The 18,916-nt window shown below is 46.1% G+C and carries 12 protein-coding genes and 1 other RNA gene; 2 read left to right on the top strand and 11 right to left on the bottom strand.

From position 1 onward, the window contains the following. Positions 1–310: 310 nt before the first annotated feature. Positions 311–2,356, top strand: coding sequence for an ATP-binding protein (locus QUA34_RS00935; protein WP_333383332.1), 2,046 nt, complete (start codon positions 311–313; stop codon positions 2,354–2,356). 31 nt (positions 2,357–2,387) lie between these two features. Here the strand turns inward: QUA34_RS00935 and QUA34_RS00930 are convergent, their stop codons facing one another. From QUA34_RS00930 to QUA34_RS00905, 6 genes are all read right to left on the bottom strand, one after another. Continuing rightward, a complete protein-coding gene (locus QUA34_RS00930; protein WP_333383329.1) occupies positions 2,388–3,539 on the bottom strand; it encodes a Gfo/Idh/MocA family oxidoreductase in 1,152 nt (383 codons plus the stop codon). Between the two features lie 234 nt (positions 3,540–3,773). Further along, on the bottom strand, positions 3,774–4,481 hold the full coding sequence (rnc, locus tag QUA34_RS00925) for a ribonuclease III (RefSeq protein WP_333323569.1): 708 nt from the start codon (positions 4,479–4,481) through the stop codon (positions 3,774–3,776). Between the two features lie 375 nt (positions 4,482–4,856). Further along, positions 4,857–5,289: RNase P RNA component class A (gene rnpB, locus QUA34_RS00920), an RNA gene on the bottom strand. Positions 5,290–5,735: 446 nt separating this feature from the next. Continuing rightward, on the bottom strand, positions 5,736–6,914 hold the full coding sequence (gene corA / locus QUA34_RS00915; protein ID WP_333323568.1) for a magnesium/cobalt transporter CorA: 1,179 nt from the start codon (positions 6,912–6,914) through the stop codon (positions 5,736–5,738). Positions 6,915–6,990: 76 nt separating this feature from the next. After that, complete coding sequence (locus QUA34_RS00910) at positions 6,991–11,226, bottom strand: PAS domain S-box protein (RefSeq protein WP_333383325.1); 4,236 nt, start codon at positions 11,224–11,226, stop codon at positions 6,991–6,993. A 659-nt stretch (positions 11,227–11,885) separates the two neighbouring features. Continuing rightward, complete coding sequence (locus QUA34_RS00905) at positions 11,886–12,023, bottom strand: hypothetical protein (RefSeq protein ID WP_333323564.1); 138 nt, start codon at positions 12,021–12,023, stop codon at positions 11,886–11,888. A gap of 34 nt (positions 12,024–12,057) precedes the next feature. On the opposite strand from QUA34_RS00905, the gene hemG reads away from it, so the two are divergent. After that, positions 12,058–13,518 carry a protoporphyrinogen oxidase gene (gene hemG / locus QUA34_RS00900; protein ID WP_333383322.1) on the top strand — a complete coding sequence of 487 codons (1,461 nt, stop codon included), beginning with the start codon at positions 12,058–12,060 and terminating at the stop codon, positions 13,516–13,518. A 92-nt stretch (positions 13,519–13,610) separates the two neighbouring features. Here hemG and QUA34_RS00895 read toward each other — a convergent pair whose 3' ends face one another. The 5 genes from QUA34_RS00895 to QUA34_RS00875 form a co-directional block, all read right to left on the bottom strand. After that, on the bottom strand, positions 13,611–14,303 hold the full coding sequence (locus QUA34_RS00895) for a response regulator transcription factor (protein ID WP_333383320.1): 693 nt from the start codon (positions 14,301–14,303) through the stop codon (positions 13,611–13,613). 105 nt (positions 14,304–14,408) lie between these two features. Next, positions 14,409–16,679 (bottom strand): hypothetical protein, encoded by a 2,271-nt coding sequence (locus QUA34_RS00890; protein ID WP_333383319.1) that lies wholly within the window; start codon positions 16,677–16,679, stop codon positions 14,409–14,411. Positions 16,680–17,109: 430 nt separating this feature from the next. Then, on the bottom strand, positions 17,110–17,277 hold the full coding sequence (psb34, locus tag QUA34_RS00885) for a photosystem II assembly protein Psb34 (RefSeq protein ID WP_106333461.1): 168 nt from the start codon (positions 17,275–17,277) through the stop codon (positions 17,110–17,112). A 69-nt stretch (positions 17,278–17,346) separates the two neighbouring features. Further along, the gene (locus QUA34_RS00880; RefSeq protein WP_333084612.1) at positions 17,347–18,390 is read right to left on the bottom strand and encodes a thiazole synthase; all 1,044 of its coding nucleotides are present in this window, start codon (positions 18,388–18,390) and stop codon (positions 17,347–17,349) included. Then, positions 18,365–18,883, bottom strand: coding sequence for a CdiA C-terminal domain-containing protein (locus tag QUA34_RS00875; protein WP_333036368.1), 519 nt, complete (start codon positions 18,881–18,883; stop codon positions 18,365–18,367). The genes QUA34_RS00880 and QUA34_RS00875 overlap by 26 nt, the downstream gene beginning before the upstream one ends. Positions 18,884–18,916: the final 33 nt, after the last annotated feature.

Here is an 18,916-nt window from a genome sequence, read left to right as displayed (position 1 = left end):
ATGTCCACCCGATGCTTTTTGCAGCCTGAAAAATAGGCACCTGGGCGATCGGGTGTCACTCGCTTCGAGAATTGAGAAGGGAAGTGTGACCGAAATCACAGGCATTTGCCCAACAAATTGCTGAGCATCTTTTAGTCCACACACTTAGAATCGAGATTACTACAGTGGCTTCTATAATTGTGTTTAAATGTTGTTCTGAAGCTGTGTTGTCCAGTCAGCAGAGCCCCCTAGACAGATTCATGCTTTCGGTCTGGTTTATTTCACTGTAATGGTCGCTGTTGGGTGTTGCACCTTAATTTAGATATTTCCTATGGTTAAGTTAGGTCAATCCTCCTTTCGCCGTATTTTACTGTCGCGGATTTTGTTGCTCAGCGTACCTGTTCTACTGGTGGGGGAGTATGTTACCTATCGCAAGGCACGCTCGACGCTTCTGGAAACTGCTCGTCAAAACTTGACAGAAAGTGCAGTCAGAAAAGCAGACACTATTGAACAGTGGGCGAAATCGCTGAAGTCGAATCTGATCGGCGCTTCGGAAAGCTCGATGTTGCAGTCGGTAGATCCGAAGGATTATCAAAAGTTTATCGCCCAATTAGGGCAGCGGTTGCCAGCGCAGGTTGATTGCTTGCAATTGACTAATTTAAAGACAAATCAAGTGATAGCAAGCACTTGCGGGCAACAGCCGATTCAGTCGTTGCCGGCCAAATTTTGGCCACCCGTACAGCAGCAGCAAACGCTGCTGGACGACAAGAGCGTTTACATCAGTCTGTCCTTACCTCCGCAGCGACAGGGGACAGCAAACGATCAGAAGGCGGCTTTGGGGGCTGAGGATTTTCCCGATGCGGGTAAAGAAGGCTCCGATAGCCAAGCGAGTTTGGTGTTGAGCGCTCCTGTTTACATTCGTCGGGGCAATACCCTGCAGTTGAGTTATGCTTTGAGTTTGCAGTCGGCATTGCCTGTGCAAACCAGCGCTCCCAAGGGTTCTTTAGCCGGCTATACGGTGGCGATCGACCAAGATGGGACGATTTTGGCGCACCCGAATATCAATCGCGTGGGCCGCAATATTGACCAAGAGGCAGATGCCGCTCGACTAAAAAGTATTGTCAGAAGGGCGATCGCCGGCGGAACAGCTTTTCTCCACCTATTTTCCTTTGAAAGAAATGGTGTAGAGTTGCTAGCAGGATACGCCGCTATCCCGAGTCCTTCAACTACACAGGAGAACAGCAAGTGGATTATTTTAGCTGTCTCTCGTTTAGATTACGCTCTGTCGGGTTTGGAAGAAATTCAGCAAGTTTTATTTAATTTAATTGTAGGTTTGGTTGCTGCTAGTATCATCGCGACTTTATATCTGTCTCGCGACTTGGCGCGTCCTGTGGAAAAACTGAGAGACTACGCGATGAAAGTAGATACAGAAGCGTCGCAGACAGTGCCACAAAATTTCCAAATTAGGGAATTCAATCAACTATCAGAAGCACTAAACAGCATGGTGCAGGGTCTCAGATCCAGGGCCAAAGAATTGGAAGTCGCAACCAAGGAAGCGCAAGTTGCCAATCAATTAAAAAATGAATTTTTGGGCAATATTTCTCACGAATTGAGAACGCCGCTCAACGGGATTATTGGTTTTATTCAAATTGTGCGGGACGGCTACTGCGATGACCGAGATGAAGAAATGGAATTTTTACAGCGGGCCCACGACTCGTCAATGCAATTGCTCAATATTATTAATGATATTTTGGACATTGCTAAAATAGAATCCGGCACGTTCTCGATGATGTTAGAAGTAGTTGACATTACCCAGGTACTTGAAGACGCGATTGATTTGCAATCGGCTCAAATTGAGGAAAAAGGCTTGAAGTTAAGTTTGCCAGCTCCTCATGATCCGATTATTGTTCATGCCGATCCAGAGAAGCTAAAACAGGTGTTTTTAAATGTTTTGAGCAATGCCGTTAAGTTTACAGAGTCGGGCAGCATTAATATATCTGTGCGGGTAGAGTCGAGGACTAATTCTGGTAGTTTTAACGGCAGTGGGGAAAGTATGACGGGTCCCAGCGGTCAAAGCGATTGGGTGGTGGTGACAATTAAAGATACGGGAATTGGTATCGATCCCGAACACCAGCAGAAATTGTTTCAACCTTTTGTGATGGCTGATGGTTCTACAACTCGCAAGTTTGGCGGTAACGGTTTGGGCTTAGCTATCTCGCGAAGGATAATGGAATCTATGATCGGAAGCATTACCCTGCACAGCGCGGGCGTGAATCAAGGTACTACGGTGATGATTTCTTTGCCGGTAAATCAGCAGTCAAGTTTTTATTTTCACAGCCCCGACTTAGTAACGGAAAAGGGAAATTTCAAAAGTTGAGGAGTGATTTTCCCAATCTAAAATCTCAAATCTAAAATGGTATTAGGGGCTGTCCGCTGAGTTCGAGGGATTTGCTCAAAGTGCTGAGAATGCGGATTAATTCGACGGAGGCGGCGCCCGAAGAGGTAGGACAGGCGGTATTAGTTTGCACGCAGTTGAGGAAGCGATCGCACACTCTCCTCAGCGGTTCTACTTGTTCTAAAATCAACACTTCGCGGTGTCTGATGCTTTTTGGCTGCGGCGCGATCCTATTCGTTGGCGTAGCCCCCGTAGGGGCGGGCTTCGCTAACGCACTTTCAAAAGAGTTATTCTCTTCGCCTCCCCAATCTGAATGGCCGCGCTGCACAATCAGGGGAGTTTCTGGCGACATTTCGTCAAAAATCAAGGTTCCCAAACTGCCAACAACTGTTAAGCGCCGTTGTTTGTCGGGATTTAGCCAGCACAGGTGAATAAATGCTTGAAATCCGTCGGGATAGGTGAGCGTTACCCAAACTAAATCTGCTAGTTTTTCTGCAGGATTAGTAGTCAGCAGTGAAGGAGAAAATTGATTTTCAATTTCTGCTGCTTCTTGATTTATTCCTTCTTCCTTCGGAAAAACAGTGCCGATCGCCCTTACTTCAATTGGCGTTTGTTCCAACCAAGTATTGAAAATAGCGATATCGTGAACTGCCAAGTCCCAAAGGGCATCAACGTCATGGCGCACCGGTTCAAAATGGGTGCGCTGGGCGTAACCGTAGCGCAATTTTCCGAGTTGATGCTGTTGAATAATTCTTTGGCCTCGATCGACTGCTGGATGAAACAGATAAGTGTGGTCAACGAAGAGTTGCCGCTGCTGTTTTTCGGCTAATTGACAGAGTTCTATTGCTTCAGTGAGGTTGATGGCGAGGGGTTTTTCTGCTAAGACGTGGTAGCCTTGTTTCAGCGCTGCTGCTGCGAGGGTATAGTGTGTGGAAGCTGGAGTAGCGATCGCCACAGCTTGCAGTCCCGGCAAGGCTTGCACTTGAGACCAATCGGTAGCTAGAATCACCGAGGCATCGAGATTAAACTGTTTTTGAACGGCCGCCAATGAATCTCGATTCGGGTCTACCACCGCTAAAACTTGGCTGTTGGGATGTTCGAGAAAGTTGCGAATTAGGTTAACTCCCCAGCGACCTGCACCCAATACAGCTATTCCGATTTTCATTGATTATAATTTCAAAAATCGCACAGCAATTATAGCATATTTTGTTATTATTATCTATGTTTTAACTCAAAAAAATTACTGTTGACTGTTGACTGTTGGCAGTAGTTATTGGTTATTGGTTATTGGTTATTGGTAGCAGCTAACAAATAACAAATAACTGATAACACCAGTCAACAGTCAACAGTCAACAGTCAACAGTCAACAGTCAACAGTCAACAGTCAACAGTCAACTGACTACTGACTATTAACTAATTTATTAAAAGCTGCCTGAGCCGCTGCTTGTTCCGCCGCTTTGATCGATCGACCTTTTCCCTCTGCTACCAACTTTCCCTGAATGAGAACTTCTGCGGTAAAACGATCCTCCCCCCCCTGCACTGTCCCGGTTTCTTGCACGCTATATTTGGGCAAAGTTTTGTATTTGCCTTGAGTCAACTCTTGGAGAGCAGCTTTGTAGTTTTGGCGGGCCGGATCGCTGCGGATTTCTGTCGCTAAGCGTTGAAAGTGAGAATCTAGCCAAGGGCGAATTAATTCTAAGCTTTGGGTACTCAAATAAAGCGCAGCCAGTACCGCTTCCAAAGCATCGGCCAGTCGGGGTTCAGCGCCTGTTTTGTCCGAGGCGGCGCTGCTGGAAACAATTAAATAGCGATCGAACCCGTAACTTTCAGCGATTTTAGCAAGAATGCGATCGCTCACCAAGATCGATCGAATAGCAGCAAATTCTCCCACTGTACAGTCAGGATAAGTCTCAAACAACAATTCCGACGCAGCCAGCCGCACCACTGCATCACCGACAAACTCTAGTTGCTCGTAATTTGCCTTAGCTGACGCGCTCGCATGAGTCAAAGCTAAATCGAGGAGATGCCATTTTATCGCATCATTCTTTGGCAGTCCCAATTTTTGAATTACTGTTTCAAGTTGCTTTTGGCGACCCGGATAAATCATACCATTTTAGATTTTAGATTTTAGATTTTAGATTTTATAATTAATTGCGAATTACGGATGACTATCCGGGCTTGGATATTGTATAAAGTTGCATGACTTTTTGAAAATGGTATATCAGATTCATATCACTAAAAAGCTTTTTATTAAAAAACTAAATAGTCCTCCTGGTGCTTATAGTCCGCTCTGTCAAGGTGGTGAAGAAGTGCCTCAAACGCTGGAAATCTCTGCTTCTGGCGATCGATCAATCTTCTTTATTTGATAAATTATTAGCAATAAATAACATATCAAGAATAAAGCTCAACGGTTACGATGACGCCAACACCTTAACTACACCTTGACAAATCTGCCCTAAGCACCTTACCCAAATTTGGGTGGGGAAAAAGTCGGACATAAGCCGGGTTCTGTTCTCTCAACTGCAAGCAGTTGTCGAGGGCAGTTATCTATCTGGGACGCCTGTTACCAGACGCCTCAAGCAGTACCAAAAAACGGAACTGGTAAAAAACCAACCATAGTCCCTCCGACCTTGCTCCCAACTGGGGTTTACCGAGCCAGCACCTCTCGATGCTGCTGGTGCGCTCTTACCGCACCTTTGCACCCTTACCCCCTAACACTTGGCGATTTTCGAGGCTTGATTTTTGATTCAATCTCCAGTCTCAAATCTCAAATCTCAAATGGGGGGCGGTATCTTTCTGTGGCACTATCCTCACGATCGCTCGCACTGGGCGTTACCCAGCAAGTTTGGTTTTTCGGGAGCCCGGACTTTCCTCAGACAAGCTTTCGCTAATCCGCAACCGCCTGCGCCTACTTTTTCCCCAGATTTATTGTACGCGATCGTTCGTCAATCAATTTGGGATTTGAGATTGAATATTTTAACTTGTCGCCCACTTAACTTGGACATTTGTGTTTATTCTCACATCTGGCACTATTGTCAATAAGCTTTTTATGAACAGGCAAGATGCCTGTTCCACAATCAAGTTTATTTTTTGTGGAACAGGCATCTTGCCTGTTCTTGAGAATGGTGCAACATCTCAGTTTATTCAAACTCTTGTACCGTGGGCCCGAAAGCCCGCCCAACAATTAAATTTCCCTGCAACTCCCTTAAAATCACTCACTGATGAATCAGGGGGCACAAAAGTTGGCAATTATCATCCAAGGATTTATCGCACGGATTCAACTAGGGGCAGGAAACCTTTTTACCTAACAGGATTTTGAATTATTCAATCTTTAATCCCCAATCTGAAATCTTCAATTCGGTTACTTTAATGAGTCATCTTTGATAGTAGAAAAATTATCAAACCAGCCGCGCCGCCAGAAGAAGTAAACTAAACCAGAGGCGATTCCTACCATCACCGCCCAACACAGCGGATAGCCAAAATACCAATTCAGTTCCGGCATATTCAATGGCGATTTCTCTGTATTGAAATTCATCCCGTATACTCCCGCCACAAAGGTTAGAGGAATAAATATACTCGAAATCACCGTCAGCAATTTCATGATTTCATTCATTTTATTACCAACCGAAGACAAGTAAACATCCATCAAACCCGAAGACAACTCTCGATAGGTTTCCACCATATCCATCACCTGCACCGTGTGATCGTAACAGTCCCGCAGGTAAATTCGCACCTCTGGACTAATCAAATCACTGCTATCTCGAATCAAAACATTAATTGCATCCCGCTGTGGCCAAATGGCGCGGCGCAGAGTCAGCAATTCTCGGCGGATTTTATAGATTTTTTCCAGGGTTTTGCGGGTGGGGTTCACCACCACTTCATCCTCTAATTCTTCAATGCGCTCTCCGTAAACTTCTAATACAGGGAAGAATCCATCTATAATCGAATCTAACAAAGTATAAGCCAGATAATCTGCTCCGTGTTTGCGAATCATGCCTTGTCCTTTACGAATGCGATCGCGCACTGGTTCAAAACAATCATAGTCCGGTTCTTCCTGAACAGTTAACAGGTAATGCTTGCCCAAAATCAAACTTACTTGTTCTTTATGAAAAGTATCTGATTCTGGATGCAGCATCACCATCCAAGCAATGATTAAAATGTGTTCTTCATAGTCTACAACTTTCGGTCGCTGGGGAACATTAACTACATCTTCCTGAGCCATTACGTGCAAATTAAATACTTCGGCCATTTGCCGCCAAGTTTCTTTGTTTCCCAATCCCAACATATCAACCCAAGAAACAGATGCTGTATCTAAATACGCAGCAGCTTTTTGAGGATTTGCCAAGTGGGCGCGAGTAGCTGCTGTGTCGCAATAGTCAATTAATACAATCTCCGGAGGCGGCGCATCTGGTTCTAAGTCGAGAGTTCCCGGCGGAGCCCCCTGATCGTCATAAAAATAGTCAACATAGGAATCATCATCTTCTTCTTCTTTAATTTGTTTTGCAACGGCACTAGAAGTATGTATGCTTTTGTATACCATGCTAATATTCCTGACTTTTAGAACCTTTAATTAGATTATCATTTTTCTCGTGCAACTACCAATTACCAATAACTCATTACCTCTGCCGAATTGGAATCTCGATCGCAAATTCAGTTCCCTCTCCCGGCGCGGAAATGCACTGCAGCGTCCCTCCGTGCCTTTCCACCACAATCTGATAGGAGATAGACAGTCCCAAACCTGTACCTTTGCCTACTGGTTTAGTAGTAAAAAACGGGTCAAATACCCGACACTTAACAGACTCTACCATGCCATACCCGTTATCTGAAATTACGATCGCCACCCGATTGTTCTCCAACACATCCGTGCGAATCCGAATCCAGGGCAATGTGTCGCAAGTTAAAGGTAAACCAGCCAAATCTTGCCGTTCATCTTCCGAATAACTCGCTAATTCCAACTTCCTATTCCTGACATTTGCTAAAGCATCAACAGCATTATTTAAAATATTCATAAACACTTGATTTAACTGTCCCACGTAGCACTGTATCTGGGGCAATTCCCCATATTCTTTAACTATTTGAATATGACGGTTTCGGCCATTTTCTTTAATCTTGTGTTGCAAAATCAATAGAGCACTGTCTATTCCTTCGTGAATATTAACACGCTTAAGATCTGATTCTTCCAGGCGGGAAAAGTTACGCAAAGACAGAACTATTTGGCGAATCCGATCTGCTCCGGTTTGAATTGAATTCAGCAGGTGCGGGAAATCCTCTTTCATGAATTCTAGTTCTATTTTTTCTGCCAAATCTTGGATAACAGCAACAGGTTCCGGGTAGTGTGCTTGGTACAAACTACACAGTTCCAGCAAGTTTTTGGCATACTCACTAGCGTAAGTGATATTACCGTAAATAAAACTGACGGGATTATTGATTTCGTGAGCAATTCCCGCCACTAGCTGTCCCAAACCCGACATTTTTTCCGCTTGAATTAGTTGAGCTTGCGTCCTGCCTAATTGTTTCAATGTTTGCTCTAGCTGGCGATTTTTATGTTTTAATTGAGCTTCGGCTTGTTTGCGCTTGGTAATATTGCGTGCTAGAATAATAATCTGATCTGAATTAAACGGCAACAGTCGGGCTTCATAAGTTGTTTCTCCTTCCGACATGGAAAGCGAATATTCTATATCGATTGAATTTCTTGTTTCGGAAACTTCAAAGATTGCTTGGGCAAATTGGCAGGCGACATTGTGTGGCAATATGTCTGTTATTCGTTGACCCATAAAATGTTCGGGAGGTAGGTATAAACTCGAAGAAGTTCCTGACAAATAATCCACGATAATACCGTCAGCATCTAGTCGAAAATACAAATCAGGCAAAGCGCGAAAAACTGCTTCTAACTCTAAAGTTTTTTGGCGCAATGCTTCCTCGGCGTAGTAGCGATCGCTAATATCAAAAATTACCCCGTCCAAATAGCAAACGTTTCCCTCAGCGTCGAACACAGGAGAACCTTTATCCCACAGCCATTTAACCGTGCCGTCTGCTGCTAGCAAGCGGTATTCCAAGTTATAAGACTCTTTGTTTTCTATGCCTTGCCGAATAGTTGCTTCTACTTTTGCCAAATCTTCCGGATAAATAATGCTAGCAAAAGTCCGGCCTCTCCTGTCCAAAAGCCAAATAAAATCTGCCGCCGGGTAGCCGGTTAATAAGTAAACGGCATCGCTAATAAAATTAGTCGAAAAATCGCACTGCCAGCGATAAACAACTCCGGGAATATTAGCAACTAAAGACCTAAATCTTGATTCACTTCTACGCAAAGCTGCTTCCGATTCATGTCGTTCGGTAATATCGTGAGCGAAAGCTAGCACTGCAAATACATTACCTTCAGCGTCGCGCAGGGGAAGTTTTTGGGTATCAAAAATATGTACTGAACCGTCAGCAATAGTTGCCGGATCGCAGGGATTGTGGATAATTTCGCCGGCCAGTACAGCAGAGTCGTCTGTGCGGAATCCTCGGATATTTTGGGCGGAATTCCCAAAAACGATATCTTCTGAAAATCCTAACTCTAAATCGGATTTGTCAATGATTTCTTCTACTGTTTTACCGATGGCTTGAGCGAAACTCCTGTTGACCAGAATATAGCGAAAATTTTTGTCTTTGGCAAAAATCCAGTCGCTGGTTTTGTCTATTACTGTGCGTAGGAGTTGTTCGGAACGTTCAGTTTTTTCCAAAGAAGCCTGCAGTTCTAGTTCTAGGCGCTTGCGAGCAGTAATGTTTTCAAAAGCAACACCGACACAGTTGTTGGGTAATGGAAAAGCTTTAATAGAAAAAGCGCGAGTTATGCGGCCGCCTTCATCGCAGTCAATATCTTCAAGTTCTACGGCTTTCTGGGTGCGAATTACCGAAGCAAATGCTTGGGGAATGTTTTTCGATCGCAGTTGGGGAAAAATCTCGTCGATTGTCATTCCCAAAACATCAGCCATTTCTAATCCGGTAAATAGGGTAGCTGCAGGATTGGAGGCGATCGCCCTGAGAGTGCTGTCATCGTCTATATTTTCTAAATGGTAGACGTACAAACCAATTTGCATATTCTCGACAATTTGATCGTAGAGGCGCACGCTTTCGTCTACCTGCCTGCGTTCGGTAATATCTTCAGTAATCCCCAAAACGTACTGAGGACGGCCTGCGGCGTCGAGAATTGGCACTTTGCGGGTGTGCAGTATTCTCATACCTTTGTGGCGAGTTTGGATCGGCTCTTCGGCGATGTCTTTAACAGTAGACTGATTGTGATGACCGGTCAATATTTCTCTGTCTTGAGCAGTAAAAACATCAGCTTGTTCTTTGGGGTAAATATCGTAGTCATTTTTGCCGATCGCCTCTTGAGAGGTAACACCTGCGATCGTTTCTCCCGCTTTATTCCATAGCACAAATTTCAGCGAAGAAGCATCTTTAGCAAAAACTCCCACAGGCAGATTTTCTACTACGGAATTAAGGAACCCTCTAGCTGATTTTAATTCAGCTTCTGCACGCTTGCGTTCGATGCCTAAAGCGATGACATCGGCAACCGATGCTAAAGTTTCCTGAAAAGGTGCTGTCAGCGGCTGGCGGCTGATAATTACCATGACTCCAACCAGCCGTTCTTCGACTATCAAAGGGTAGCCGGCGAAAGTTAGAATTTGCTTGGGGATTGGGCAATTTGTCGGCTTTTGGCTGGTGTTGAGAAGTGCTACTTCGGAAATCTGTGCCGCTGTTGCTTTCGCGGATTCTTCCTCTGGGAGTCCAAAATTATTCAGTTCAAATCCGCAGTCAAATTCCGGTTTTTGCTGTTTGGCGATCGAGTTAACCTTATTTTCAATAAAGCTAGCGCGATCGTCTGTGCGACTGTATATTTCCGATGCTGCTTGCAATTCCCAAACATTCTGTTGAGAGTTGAAAGTCCAAATTTCAGCCGAAGCAACATCAAGATTCCGCACCATTGCCTCGCAGCAGGGAAGCAGGATATCTTGAGGGTGTTTGGTGAGGGCAATACCGACATCGGCTACCATTGCTGTGAGGCGAGAAGCTTGGGCTTTTTCTGCTTCCAATCTTTTGCGATCGGTGATATCTTCCACCAAAGAAAGCACGGTAAAAGTATCGCCACTGCGAATAATCGAGTTGAACCAGCGACACCAAATCACCTGTCCGCTTTTAGTATAGTTGCGGTTAATTGAAGTATTGCCGTTGCCGGTGGCTAGTTCGAGCTCGATCGCGCTTACAGCCTCTCTATCTTCCTCGCAAACCAAAGCCAAATCGCCGAACTGCTTGCCCATCATATCATCTGATGTCCAGCCAAAGATTTCCTCGGCGCGTTTCGACCACTGAACAATCCGAAAATCTTCATCCCAGCCTACCATTGCCAGCGGACTGTTAGCTGCATTCAACCACAGTAAATGGTTCGATCGGCGTAACTGTTGAGTTTTCTGCTGCTGCCAGCGGTAGTGCCTGGTGATATCTCTACCAATACCCAAAACCCGCATCTGCTTGCTAGAGGCATCCACCGCTGGCGTATAAGCAGTTTCGTAAATTTTAATCCCGCCGTCTGCCGTCGTCACCTCATGAATTGCCAGCCGTTTTTCCCCGGTTATAAATACTTGTTGCAGGCAAGAATCAATCTGCGAGATTATATTTTTGACAGCAGCATTATTGGGATATAATTTTAATAATTCCTGATTATTTTTGTTGACTATTTCAGCAGGCTCCAATCCCATCCAAGCAGCAGCGACAGGATTGATCGATAGGTACTTTTGCTGTCGATCGCACTCTAGGAAAGCATCAACAGAGTTAGAGAAAAAAGACTGAAACGAGTTGATAACTTCCTGCATGGGTATTTTTTCATGAGAAAAGCTTAGTATTATGGAAACCTCGTGTCTTTAGACTCATATGTTGCACCATTTTCAATGTGGAACAGGCCGGAAAGCCTGTTAATCGAGAAGGGTGCAAGATGTGAGTAGACCGATCGAGGCAGCACGCATCAGGCAGTTTTAACCGCCTTGAATATTGATTATTCCTACACGGGGCTACTTGGTCACTTGGTACTTTGATGATCTACTTTCAACGGAACAATTACCGTTTCAAATATTTCACGCGCGATCGCATAGCAGCTTGAGCTTACACGCATATTTTTGATAACCTAATCAGTTAAGACGATAGCTGGTCAACTATGTCTTTTGATTAGGGCCTGAAACCCCATCTGTTCAAAGGGGTGTGCGGACTTGCAAGTTAAGCTCTAAAATTTTCCTAAAGTTAGTTTAACCCACTCCAATTTTTTTGCACAGTTTACGGCTGCGTTTCCCGGTGCAATTTTTGGCGCTGTTCCCTATAATACAAAAATTTTAAAGAAATAGTATTTTTGGGAATATACCTTAATTAGAGCAGATGCTCTTTTTTTAAACCAGACCCAGCGGAGACAAAAGCGAGATGGAGAGGCGGGGAGACGGGGAGGTGGGCAGAGGTTCTCATCCACAACCTGCGAGAAAAATGCTTAAGAAATGCCGGAAAGCTTACCGATTCCCAATTCCCAATTCCCGATTCCCAATCCCCGATTCGCAATTCCCAATTCGGTAATCTGAAAGCGGTTTGGCAGTACGCCCAGCAAAGAACGCAAGCCGTGCAAAGCCATGTAACATAAAGATTGCGATATTTTTCTATGTAATATGGAACTATTAGATACCTTGATTGTGGGTGCAGGTATTAGCGGTTTGAGTTTGGCGCACGCACTTCACAAGGAAGCAACGAGTCCATCGCCGCTGAAGATTTTAGTCGCTGAGAGTCAGGGACGTGTGGGCGGGAACATCACCACTGTGACAGGGGAAGGGTTTCTCTGGGAGGAGGGCCCGAACAGTTTTTCGCCGACGCCGGAATTGATGAAGTTGGCTGTGGACGTGGGATTGAAGCAGGAGTTGATTTTTGCCGATCGCAAATTGCCTCGTTTTGTGTATTGGCAAAAAAAGCTGCAACCGGTGCCGATGACTCCACCGGCGATGATTCAGTCTCAGTTACTGAGTTTTCCGGGAAAACTGCGGGCGTTGTTCGGGGCTTTGGGGTTTGTCGGGCCGGCAATGGGCGATCGACTTTCGCAGCAGGGTGACGAGGAAACTGTTTCTCAATTTTTCCGCCGTCATCTCGGTACGGAAGTGATGCAGCGGTTGGTGGAACCTTTTGTTTCTGGGGTTTATGCCGGCGATCCGCAACAACTTAGCGCGGCGGCGGCTTTTGGCCGGGTAGCAAAGATGGCTGATGTGGGTGGCGGGCTGGTAGCGGGGGCGCTGCTTTCTGCTAAAAACAGACCGAAGAAAATGCCTGCAGACCCGAATGTTCCTAAGACTAGACCGGGGGAGTTGGGTTCGTTCAAACAGGGGTTGAAGGCTTTGCCAGAGGCGATCGCTGCTGAATTGGGCGATCGAGTGAAACTCAACTGGCATCTGACTCGCCTCGATCGTACAGAACGCGAAACTTACATTGCTGTATTCTCGACGCCCGACGGACAGCAGGAAGTTGAGGCGCGCACCGTGGTTTTGACAACGCCGGCTTATGTTACAGCCGATCTGTTGCAGCCTCTGCAACCGCAAGTTAGCAGTGCTTTACAAGCTTTTACTTATCCTACGGTTGCCTGCGTCGTATTAGCATATCCTCACTCAGATGTCAATGGTAAATTAGTAGGTTTTGGAAATTTAATTCCGAGAGGGCAGGGAATTCGCACTCTGGGGACGATTTGGACATCGAGTTTATTTGCCGATCGCACGCCTGCGGGCTGGCACACTCTCACCAGTTTCATCGGCGGCGCAACAGACTCGGAAATTGGCAATCTCGACTCCGAACAAATCGTTCGTGAGGTACACCGAGATTTGTCTCGGATTTTGCTGAAACCAGATGTGCCACAGCCAAAAGTTTTAGCGGTGAATGTGTGGAAGCGGGCGATTCCTCAGTACAATTTGGGGCATTTCGATCGCCTGCAACAAATCGATGAGGGCTTAAAATCTTTGCCTGGGGTGTATTTGTGCAGCAACTACGTTGGCGGAGTGGCTTTGGGAGATTGCGTGCGAAGGGGTTTTGATCGTGCACGAGAAGTGGGCGAGTATTTGCAGAACAAACAATCAGATACTCGATCGATCTGAATTATTGTGTGGGGAGGGCGGGTTTAAAAATATCGAGTATGTTAATCCGAGATATTGGTGAACCCGCCCCTAAAGCCGAATGGCGAATGCTACTAGGTTGTTGGCTCAAACTTGTAACCCACCCCCCGGACGGTTTGAATCATCGGCAGTTGAGTGGGATCTAGTTCAATTTTGCGGCGAATTTGACCGATATGGACATCCACCACGCGATCGGCTCCTACATACTCGTAGTCCCACACTTCATGCAGCAATTCCGATCGCCTCCACACGCGACCGGGTTTGCTAGCCAAACAGTACAGCAGGTCGAATTCTAAAGCAGTCAAAGCAACTATCTGGCTGCCGAGAATTACCTCGCGGCGAACCGGATCTATTAGTAGCTCTCCAAAAGTAAGAGTTTGTTGTTCGGCGGGAGTAACAATGCGTTTGCGCTTCAGAATTGCTGCAACGCGAGCTCCAATCTCTACAAGACTAAAAGGTTTAGTAATGTAGTCGTCAGCACCTTCGGCAAACCCTTTCATTTTGTCAGCTTCATCGGTTCGGGCAGTCAGCATCAACACAAACACACCCGTGCGTCTTTGCATTTCTTGACACAGTTTGTAGCCAGTTGTATCAGGTAAATTTACATCTAGAACTACTAAGTCAGGATTGAGTTGCTCAAATAATTCCAGACCAGTCTGACCGTCCTCGCCAGACTCTACTTGATAACCTTGCTGGCTCAAAAAACGGTGAATCAAATTTCGGATTGCCGGGTCGTCATCAACCACAAGGATTTTTACAGGGGCCATGACCACAAGTTTGCTTGAAGAATTAGGCAAGAATATTCAGCCATAATAATAGAAAACTGGATACAAATCTCGAAAAAATTGAGCTTTTAATAGTTATAGCCCTATTTATAACCTACGCAAAATTTCAGGCAATAAATCTCCAGGAACTTTGGATAAGGCTAAATTTTGGCCTGGCAGCCCACATTCACTATAGAAAGCTCTAATCGTTTTGACAATATAGCTCAATGCTGTTTGCCGGGAATCAGCAGCTTGGGAGTTTGCCGCGGCTTGCAAGTTGAGTTTATCCCCATATGTTAACCCTTTGTCATTGAGATTTTGTCCCCATTCGGCACACACTTGCAACTGGTGGTGCAGCGCTGCTTCTAGATGGCTTGTCTGTGCGACTTTGTTAGCGGCGAAATCTGGGTCGGTGGCTAGTTGATAGTGGGCTAGTCCGAGATTGTTGCGGGCGGCCAAGGCGTCAAAGGTGAGTTTGGTTCGATCGATCTCTGCGGCGATATCCAGGGCGGCTTCGTAGGCGGTAATCGCCTGCTGCAATGATTCCGTCCGCGCCTGTTTCTGCTGAAACTGGTTCGCCAAATGCCAATAAGCCGTACCGAGATTGTTGTACGTGGCGGCTGCTGCTGCGGGTACTAATTCTCGGGTGCGGTATTTCAATGCTTCGCGGTAGGCGGAAATCGCCCTGACTAGCAGGGGTTCTGAGGGTTCGTGCTGGGCGAGGTTCCAGCAGGCGGTACCGAGGTTGTTTTGCACTCCGGCATAGTTGAGGGGTTCTCGTTCGGGACTGTAGCAGGAGAGGGCTTGGGTGTAAGCTGCGATCGCACTTTTGAGATATACGATCGGCTCACCATCTTGAGCTAAATTCCAGTATGCTGTCGCCAAATTATTCTGAGCAGCAGCGTACTGCTGAGGTTCCACGGCGGGGTCTAGATCCAGCAGCGCTTGTTGGTAAGCTGCAACTGCGTGCTGCAAGTTCTCTGTCTTGTCTCGATAGCGGGCTAAATCGGCCGAGGCGATTCCCAAATTTTTGTTTAATCTAACGCGAGTTTGGGGTACGGTTTCGGCATTTGTTCGGTTCAAACCTTCAAGGTAGAGGGCGATGCTGCGTTCAAGGCAAGATACCGGATCTGATGCGTTATGCTGCGTGCGATCGCGTGACAGCATCCAGTAGAGAGTGCCGAGATCGTTGAGCAGATCGGAAATTGGCGGTAGGCTGTTGGACTCCTGGGCGTACTGAGTTAAATTTTCTGTCAATTGGGCAATCAGTCGCGCGCATTCCTCAGTTAGTGGTTGATTTTGCTGCGAGTTGCTGTCAACTTCGAGATACGCAATCACTTGTTCGATCGCGCGAATGGCGATTGTCAGGTTTTGCTCTGAAACCTCTCCGCCCAGAATGCGATCGCGGTAGTAATTTCCCAAACCGTGATATGCCAAAGCCAATGCTTCGGAACAACACTGATGTTCTTGCAGCAGTTCGATGTATTGCAGGGTTTGCAGCGGCAGAAAATTCTCCTCTGATGTGGCATCATTTTCTGCTTCCAAATCCTCAGAAGCCGCTGCTAGCACCAAATCTGCCAGTTGGACGGATTTAGAATCTGGCGCTGGGGACGGGGGATGGGAAATTGGGGATTGTTCGTCATCTGCCAGTTGGACGGATTTAGAATCTGGCGCTGGGGGCGGGGGATAGGAAATTGGGAATTGTTCGTCGGGAATTGGGGATTGTCCAGACAAAGAAGACATTAAAAGTTTGTTGCCAAAGTCTCCGCTGTCCCGCAGGTTTCGCAAGTCTCCTGAGTTCCCCAAGTCCTCAAAGTGTCCGAAGTCTTCCTTAGCTGGAGTTGGTTCGCCTTCAAACTCAAATACTCCGGTTCGCCAGTGCCAAAATTCCGGCGCCGATTGTTCGATCGAACTTAGCCAGGGACGCGACACCCACAGCAACAGAGTAGACTCGCACATTTGCAGGTTTGCTTCAATCTCCCTCAAATAGCTCAGGAACGACCACTGCACGGCTGCTGACTGCCTGGTCAGGTGTTCGGCCCCAAGAATTTGAAATCCCGGCACAGGGCTGTAGCTGCCCCTGTTTTGCGGCGGTGGGTGTTGGGTCAGCCACGCGGCGATCGAACCCCAAGGATTTGGATCGCTCAAGTCGAGTTCCAAACTGACAAATCGGGGGTAGTCGATCGGGGAGCGAGGATCTGAGCCTGCGCTCTCTGCGGCTAATTCTGTCTGCAAGCGGGCTGCCAGACAGTCTCGCAAGCACAAGTCGTCGCAGGCGGCAATAAAAATTTGACGGCGTAAATTGAGGTCGATCGCCTGTTTCAAGCGTTGATAGATCAGCTTGTTTGAGCTAGAAACTTTTTGGGAAGGAATAGACATCAGGAGCAGCCGATTTTAGATTTTAGATTTTAGGTTTTAGGTTTTAGATTTGGGATTGTAGATTTTAGATTGTAGAGTTGAGAGTTGAAATCTTGATCGCTCATAACTCACAACTAAGCCCCGAAGGCAGTCAATCGCACCGGTGATGACTAAAGGATTGTAGATTTTCAATTGGCAATTTTATGTGGGTGACGAACCCGTGTTAGTATTTGCAACCCAAGTCCCTGAACCCGACAGCCAAGAGGAAAACACCAAATTTATGCTGGTCTTATTTAGCTTTCCAGCTCGCTTGGCACGCTTCAGGATTGTCGCAACTACCTGCTTTGTATTGAAACACAAAAACCATGTTTCCTTGGGAAAGGAAAACATGGTTTCTCGAAGGATTATTTAAAATTGCGATTTGAAGCAGCTTTGAGTCTCAGGCCAGTTTTCAGACGGAGGCAGCCACGTACACCAAACCGGCGACTAACATGGCTGCTGCAATACCCATGATGATGTAGTTGCGTTGCTGATTTTTGTTGGGAGGTACGGCTTCATACACCTTCGGCTCTTTAGCAAAGTTGTTCAGGCGTCCATCGTCATCTTTGATGTAAGGCATCAGTCACAATCCTTAATATTTTTGATGTTTACAACTGTACCAAAAAAGCGCCCAGGAAAATTCAGGAATTTATTTTGAGGTGACAGTGCCTGTTTGGGGGGAAGAGGCGATCGCATAATCTTTGATCGGCATTCTGCCTGCTAAGTACGCCAGCCGCCCCGCTTCTGCTGCCATTCCCATTGCTTTTGCCATTGCCGGGGAATTTTGGGCATTGGCGATCGCGGAATTAATCAACAGTGCATCGGCTCCCATTTCCATTGCTCGCGCCGCTTCGCTGGGCGTTCCGATCCCCGCATCGACAACCACAGGAATATTTACCGTGTCAATAATTATTTGAATGTTGGCCGCATTGTTGATCCCTTGCCCTGAACCGATGGGCGAACCTAAAGGCATGACTGTCGCACAACCGACTTCTTCGAGGCGTTTTGCCAGCAAGGGATCGGCATTGATGTAGGGCAAAACGGCAAAACCTTCTTTAACTAATTGTTCTGCAGCTTCCAAAGTGCCGATCGGATCTGGCAGCAAATATTTAGCATCGGGAATCACTTCTAATTTGACAAAATTATTGTCTTCTTGCCCTAAAAGTTTCGCCATTTCCCGCCCTAAACGAGCTACTCTAATCGCCTCATCCGCAGTTTGACAACCGGCAGTATTTGGCAGCATCCAAATTTTAGTCCAATCAAGAGCCTCTGCCAATCCTTCATGGCCGGGAGCATTTGTTTGTACTCGCCGCACAGCCACGGTAACAATTTCGCACCTGCTAGCGTTGACACTTTGCTGCATTTCTGAAATACTGCGATATTTTCCCGTACCCGTCATCAAACGAGAATGAAAAGTTTTGCCGGCAATAACCAGAGGTTGATCGGAGATAGTTAGGGTTGGCGCTATGTGTCCGTGTTTTGGATCTCCAAAAATAGCATATTCTAGCCCCTTTTCCCATTCTTCTCTGCCTCCGAGCATATTTTCTAGCAGCCAACCTTCTTTATTGGTTAGTTCGTCCCGAGTTACTGCGTAGAGGATCTCTCCAACAATAATCAATCTTGCATCCCGCGGCATATTATTTTTTATACCACTATTTACGATTTCTTCAAATTCTTGAAAAACGCTGCCCATTTTCCCATTCCTCTCTAGTAATTTTTAGAACAGATTGGTTGTTAAAAACCAAAATGATAGTTTGCATGAGATGCTTAACATCCCAATATATGGCTTGCCTGATGCCTTCGTCTATCTCTCGAATGTCGTAAATTTCTATATTTACGTGAAAAATGACTGCATTTGCACTTTGATTTTTGGCTTTTCCAAACCCTTCTTGTACTCTATTTTTGAGATTACTCGACTCTTTTGTTAATTCCTTAAATTCGCAAATTTGACCGTCAACGTCAGCGTCTGGAGTTTTAGTTCCCGACGGTGCTTGTTCGCTCAAAAGTCTAACTCTCTTTCCTATTTTAGCCAAAACTTCAGCCACAAAACTTTCCGAATCATTAAGATTGTGGTGTTGGTGGACGAGCACAAATCCGCCAGCTAGCTCGTCAAAATAATGCCGCCGATATTCTGGTTCTGCATTTTCGTAGATGGCTCTGCTTTGCTGGATGTATTCTGGATTCACCGTTATTGTACTCTTATTGAACTGCGAGCTAGT

Origin of the sequence: Microcoleus sp. POL10_C6 (genome assembly GCF_036701585.1) — a bacterium.
In the GTDB taxonomy this organism is placed as follows: Bacteria; Cyanobacteriota; Cyanobacteriia; order Cyanobacteriales; family Microcoleaceae; genus Microcoleus.
The sequence above is the reverse complement of the archived record's forward strand: the minus strand, read 5'-3'. Positions and strand labels throughout refer to the sequence as shown.

Bases quoted from the DNA above. Each gene is read 5' to 3' on its own strand.
- QUA34_RS00935 (WP_333383332.1), top strand. From the start codon at position 311: ATGGTTAAGTTAGGTCAATCCTCCTTTCGCCGTATTTTACTGTCGCGG.
- QUA34_RS00930 (WP_333383329.1), bottom strand. From the start codon at position 3,539: ATGAAAATCGGAATAGCTGTATTGGGTGCAGGTCGCTGGGGAGTTAAC.
- rnc (WP_333323569.1), bottom strand. From the start codon at position 4,481: ATGATTTATCCGGGTCGCCAAAAGCAACTTGAAACAGTAATTCAAAAA.
- corA (WP_333323568.1), bottom strand. From the start codon at position 6,914: ATGGTATACAAAAGCATACATACTTCTAGTGCCGTTGCAAAACAAATT.
- QUA34_RS00910 (WP_333383325.1), bottom strand. From the start codon at position 11,226: ATGCAGGAAGTTATCAACTCGTTTCAGTCTTTTTTCTCTAACTCTGTT.
- QUA34_RS00905 (WP_333323564.1), bottom strand. From the start codon at position 12,023: ATGGCTTTGCACGGCTTGCGTTCTTTGCTGGGCGTACTGCCAAACCGC.
- hemG (WP_333383322.1), top strand. From the start codon at position 12,058: ATGGAACTATTAGATACCTTGATTGTGGGTGCAGGTATTAGCGGTTTG.
- QUA34_RS00895 (WP_333383320.1), bottom strand. From the start codon at position 14,303: ATGGCCCCTGTAAAAATCCTTGTGGTTGATGACGACCCGGCAATCCGA.
- QUA34_RS00890 (WP_333383319.1), bottom strand. From the start codon at position 16,679: ATGTCTATTCCTTCCCAAAAAGTTTCTAGCTCAAACAAGCTGATCTAT.
- psb34 (WP_106333461.1), bottom strand. From the start codon at position 17,277: ATGCCTTACATCAAAGATGACGATGGACGCCTGAACAACTTTGCTAAA.
- QUA34_RS00880 (WP_333084612.1), bottom strand. From the start codon at position 18,390: ATGGGCAGCGTTTTTCAAGAATTTGAAGAAATCGTAAATAGTGGTATA.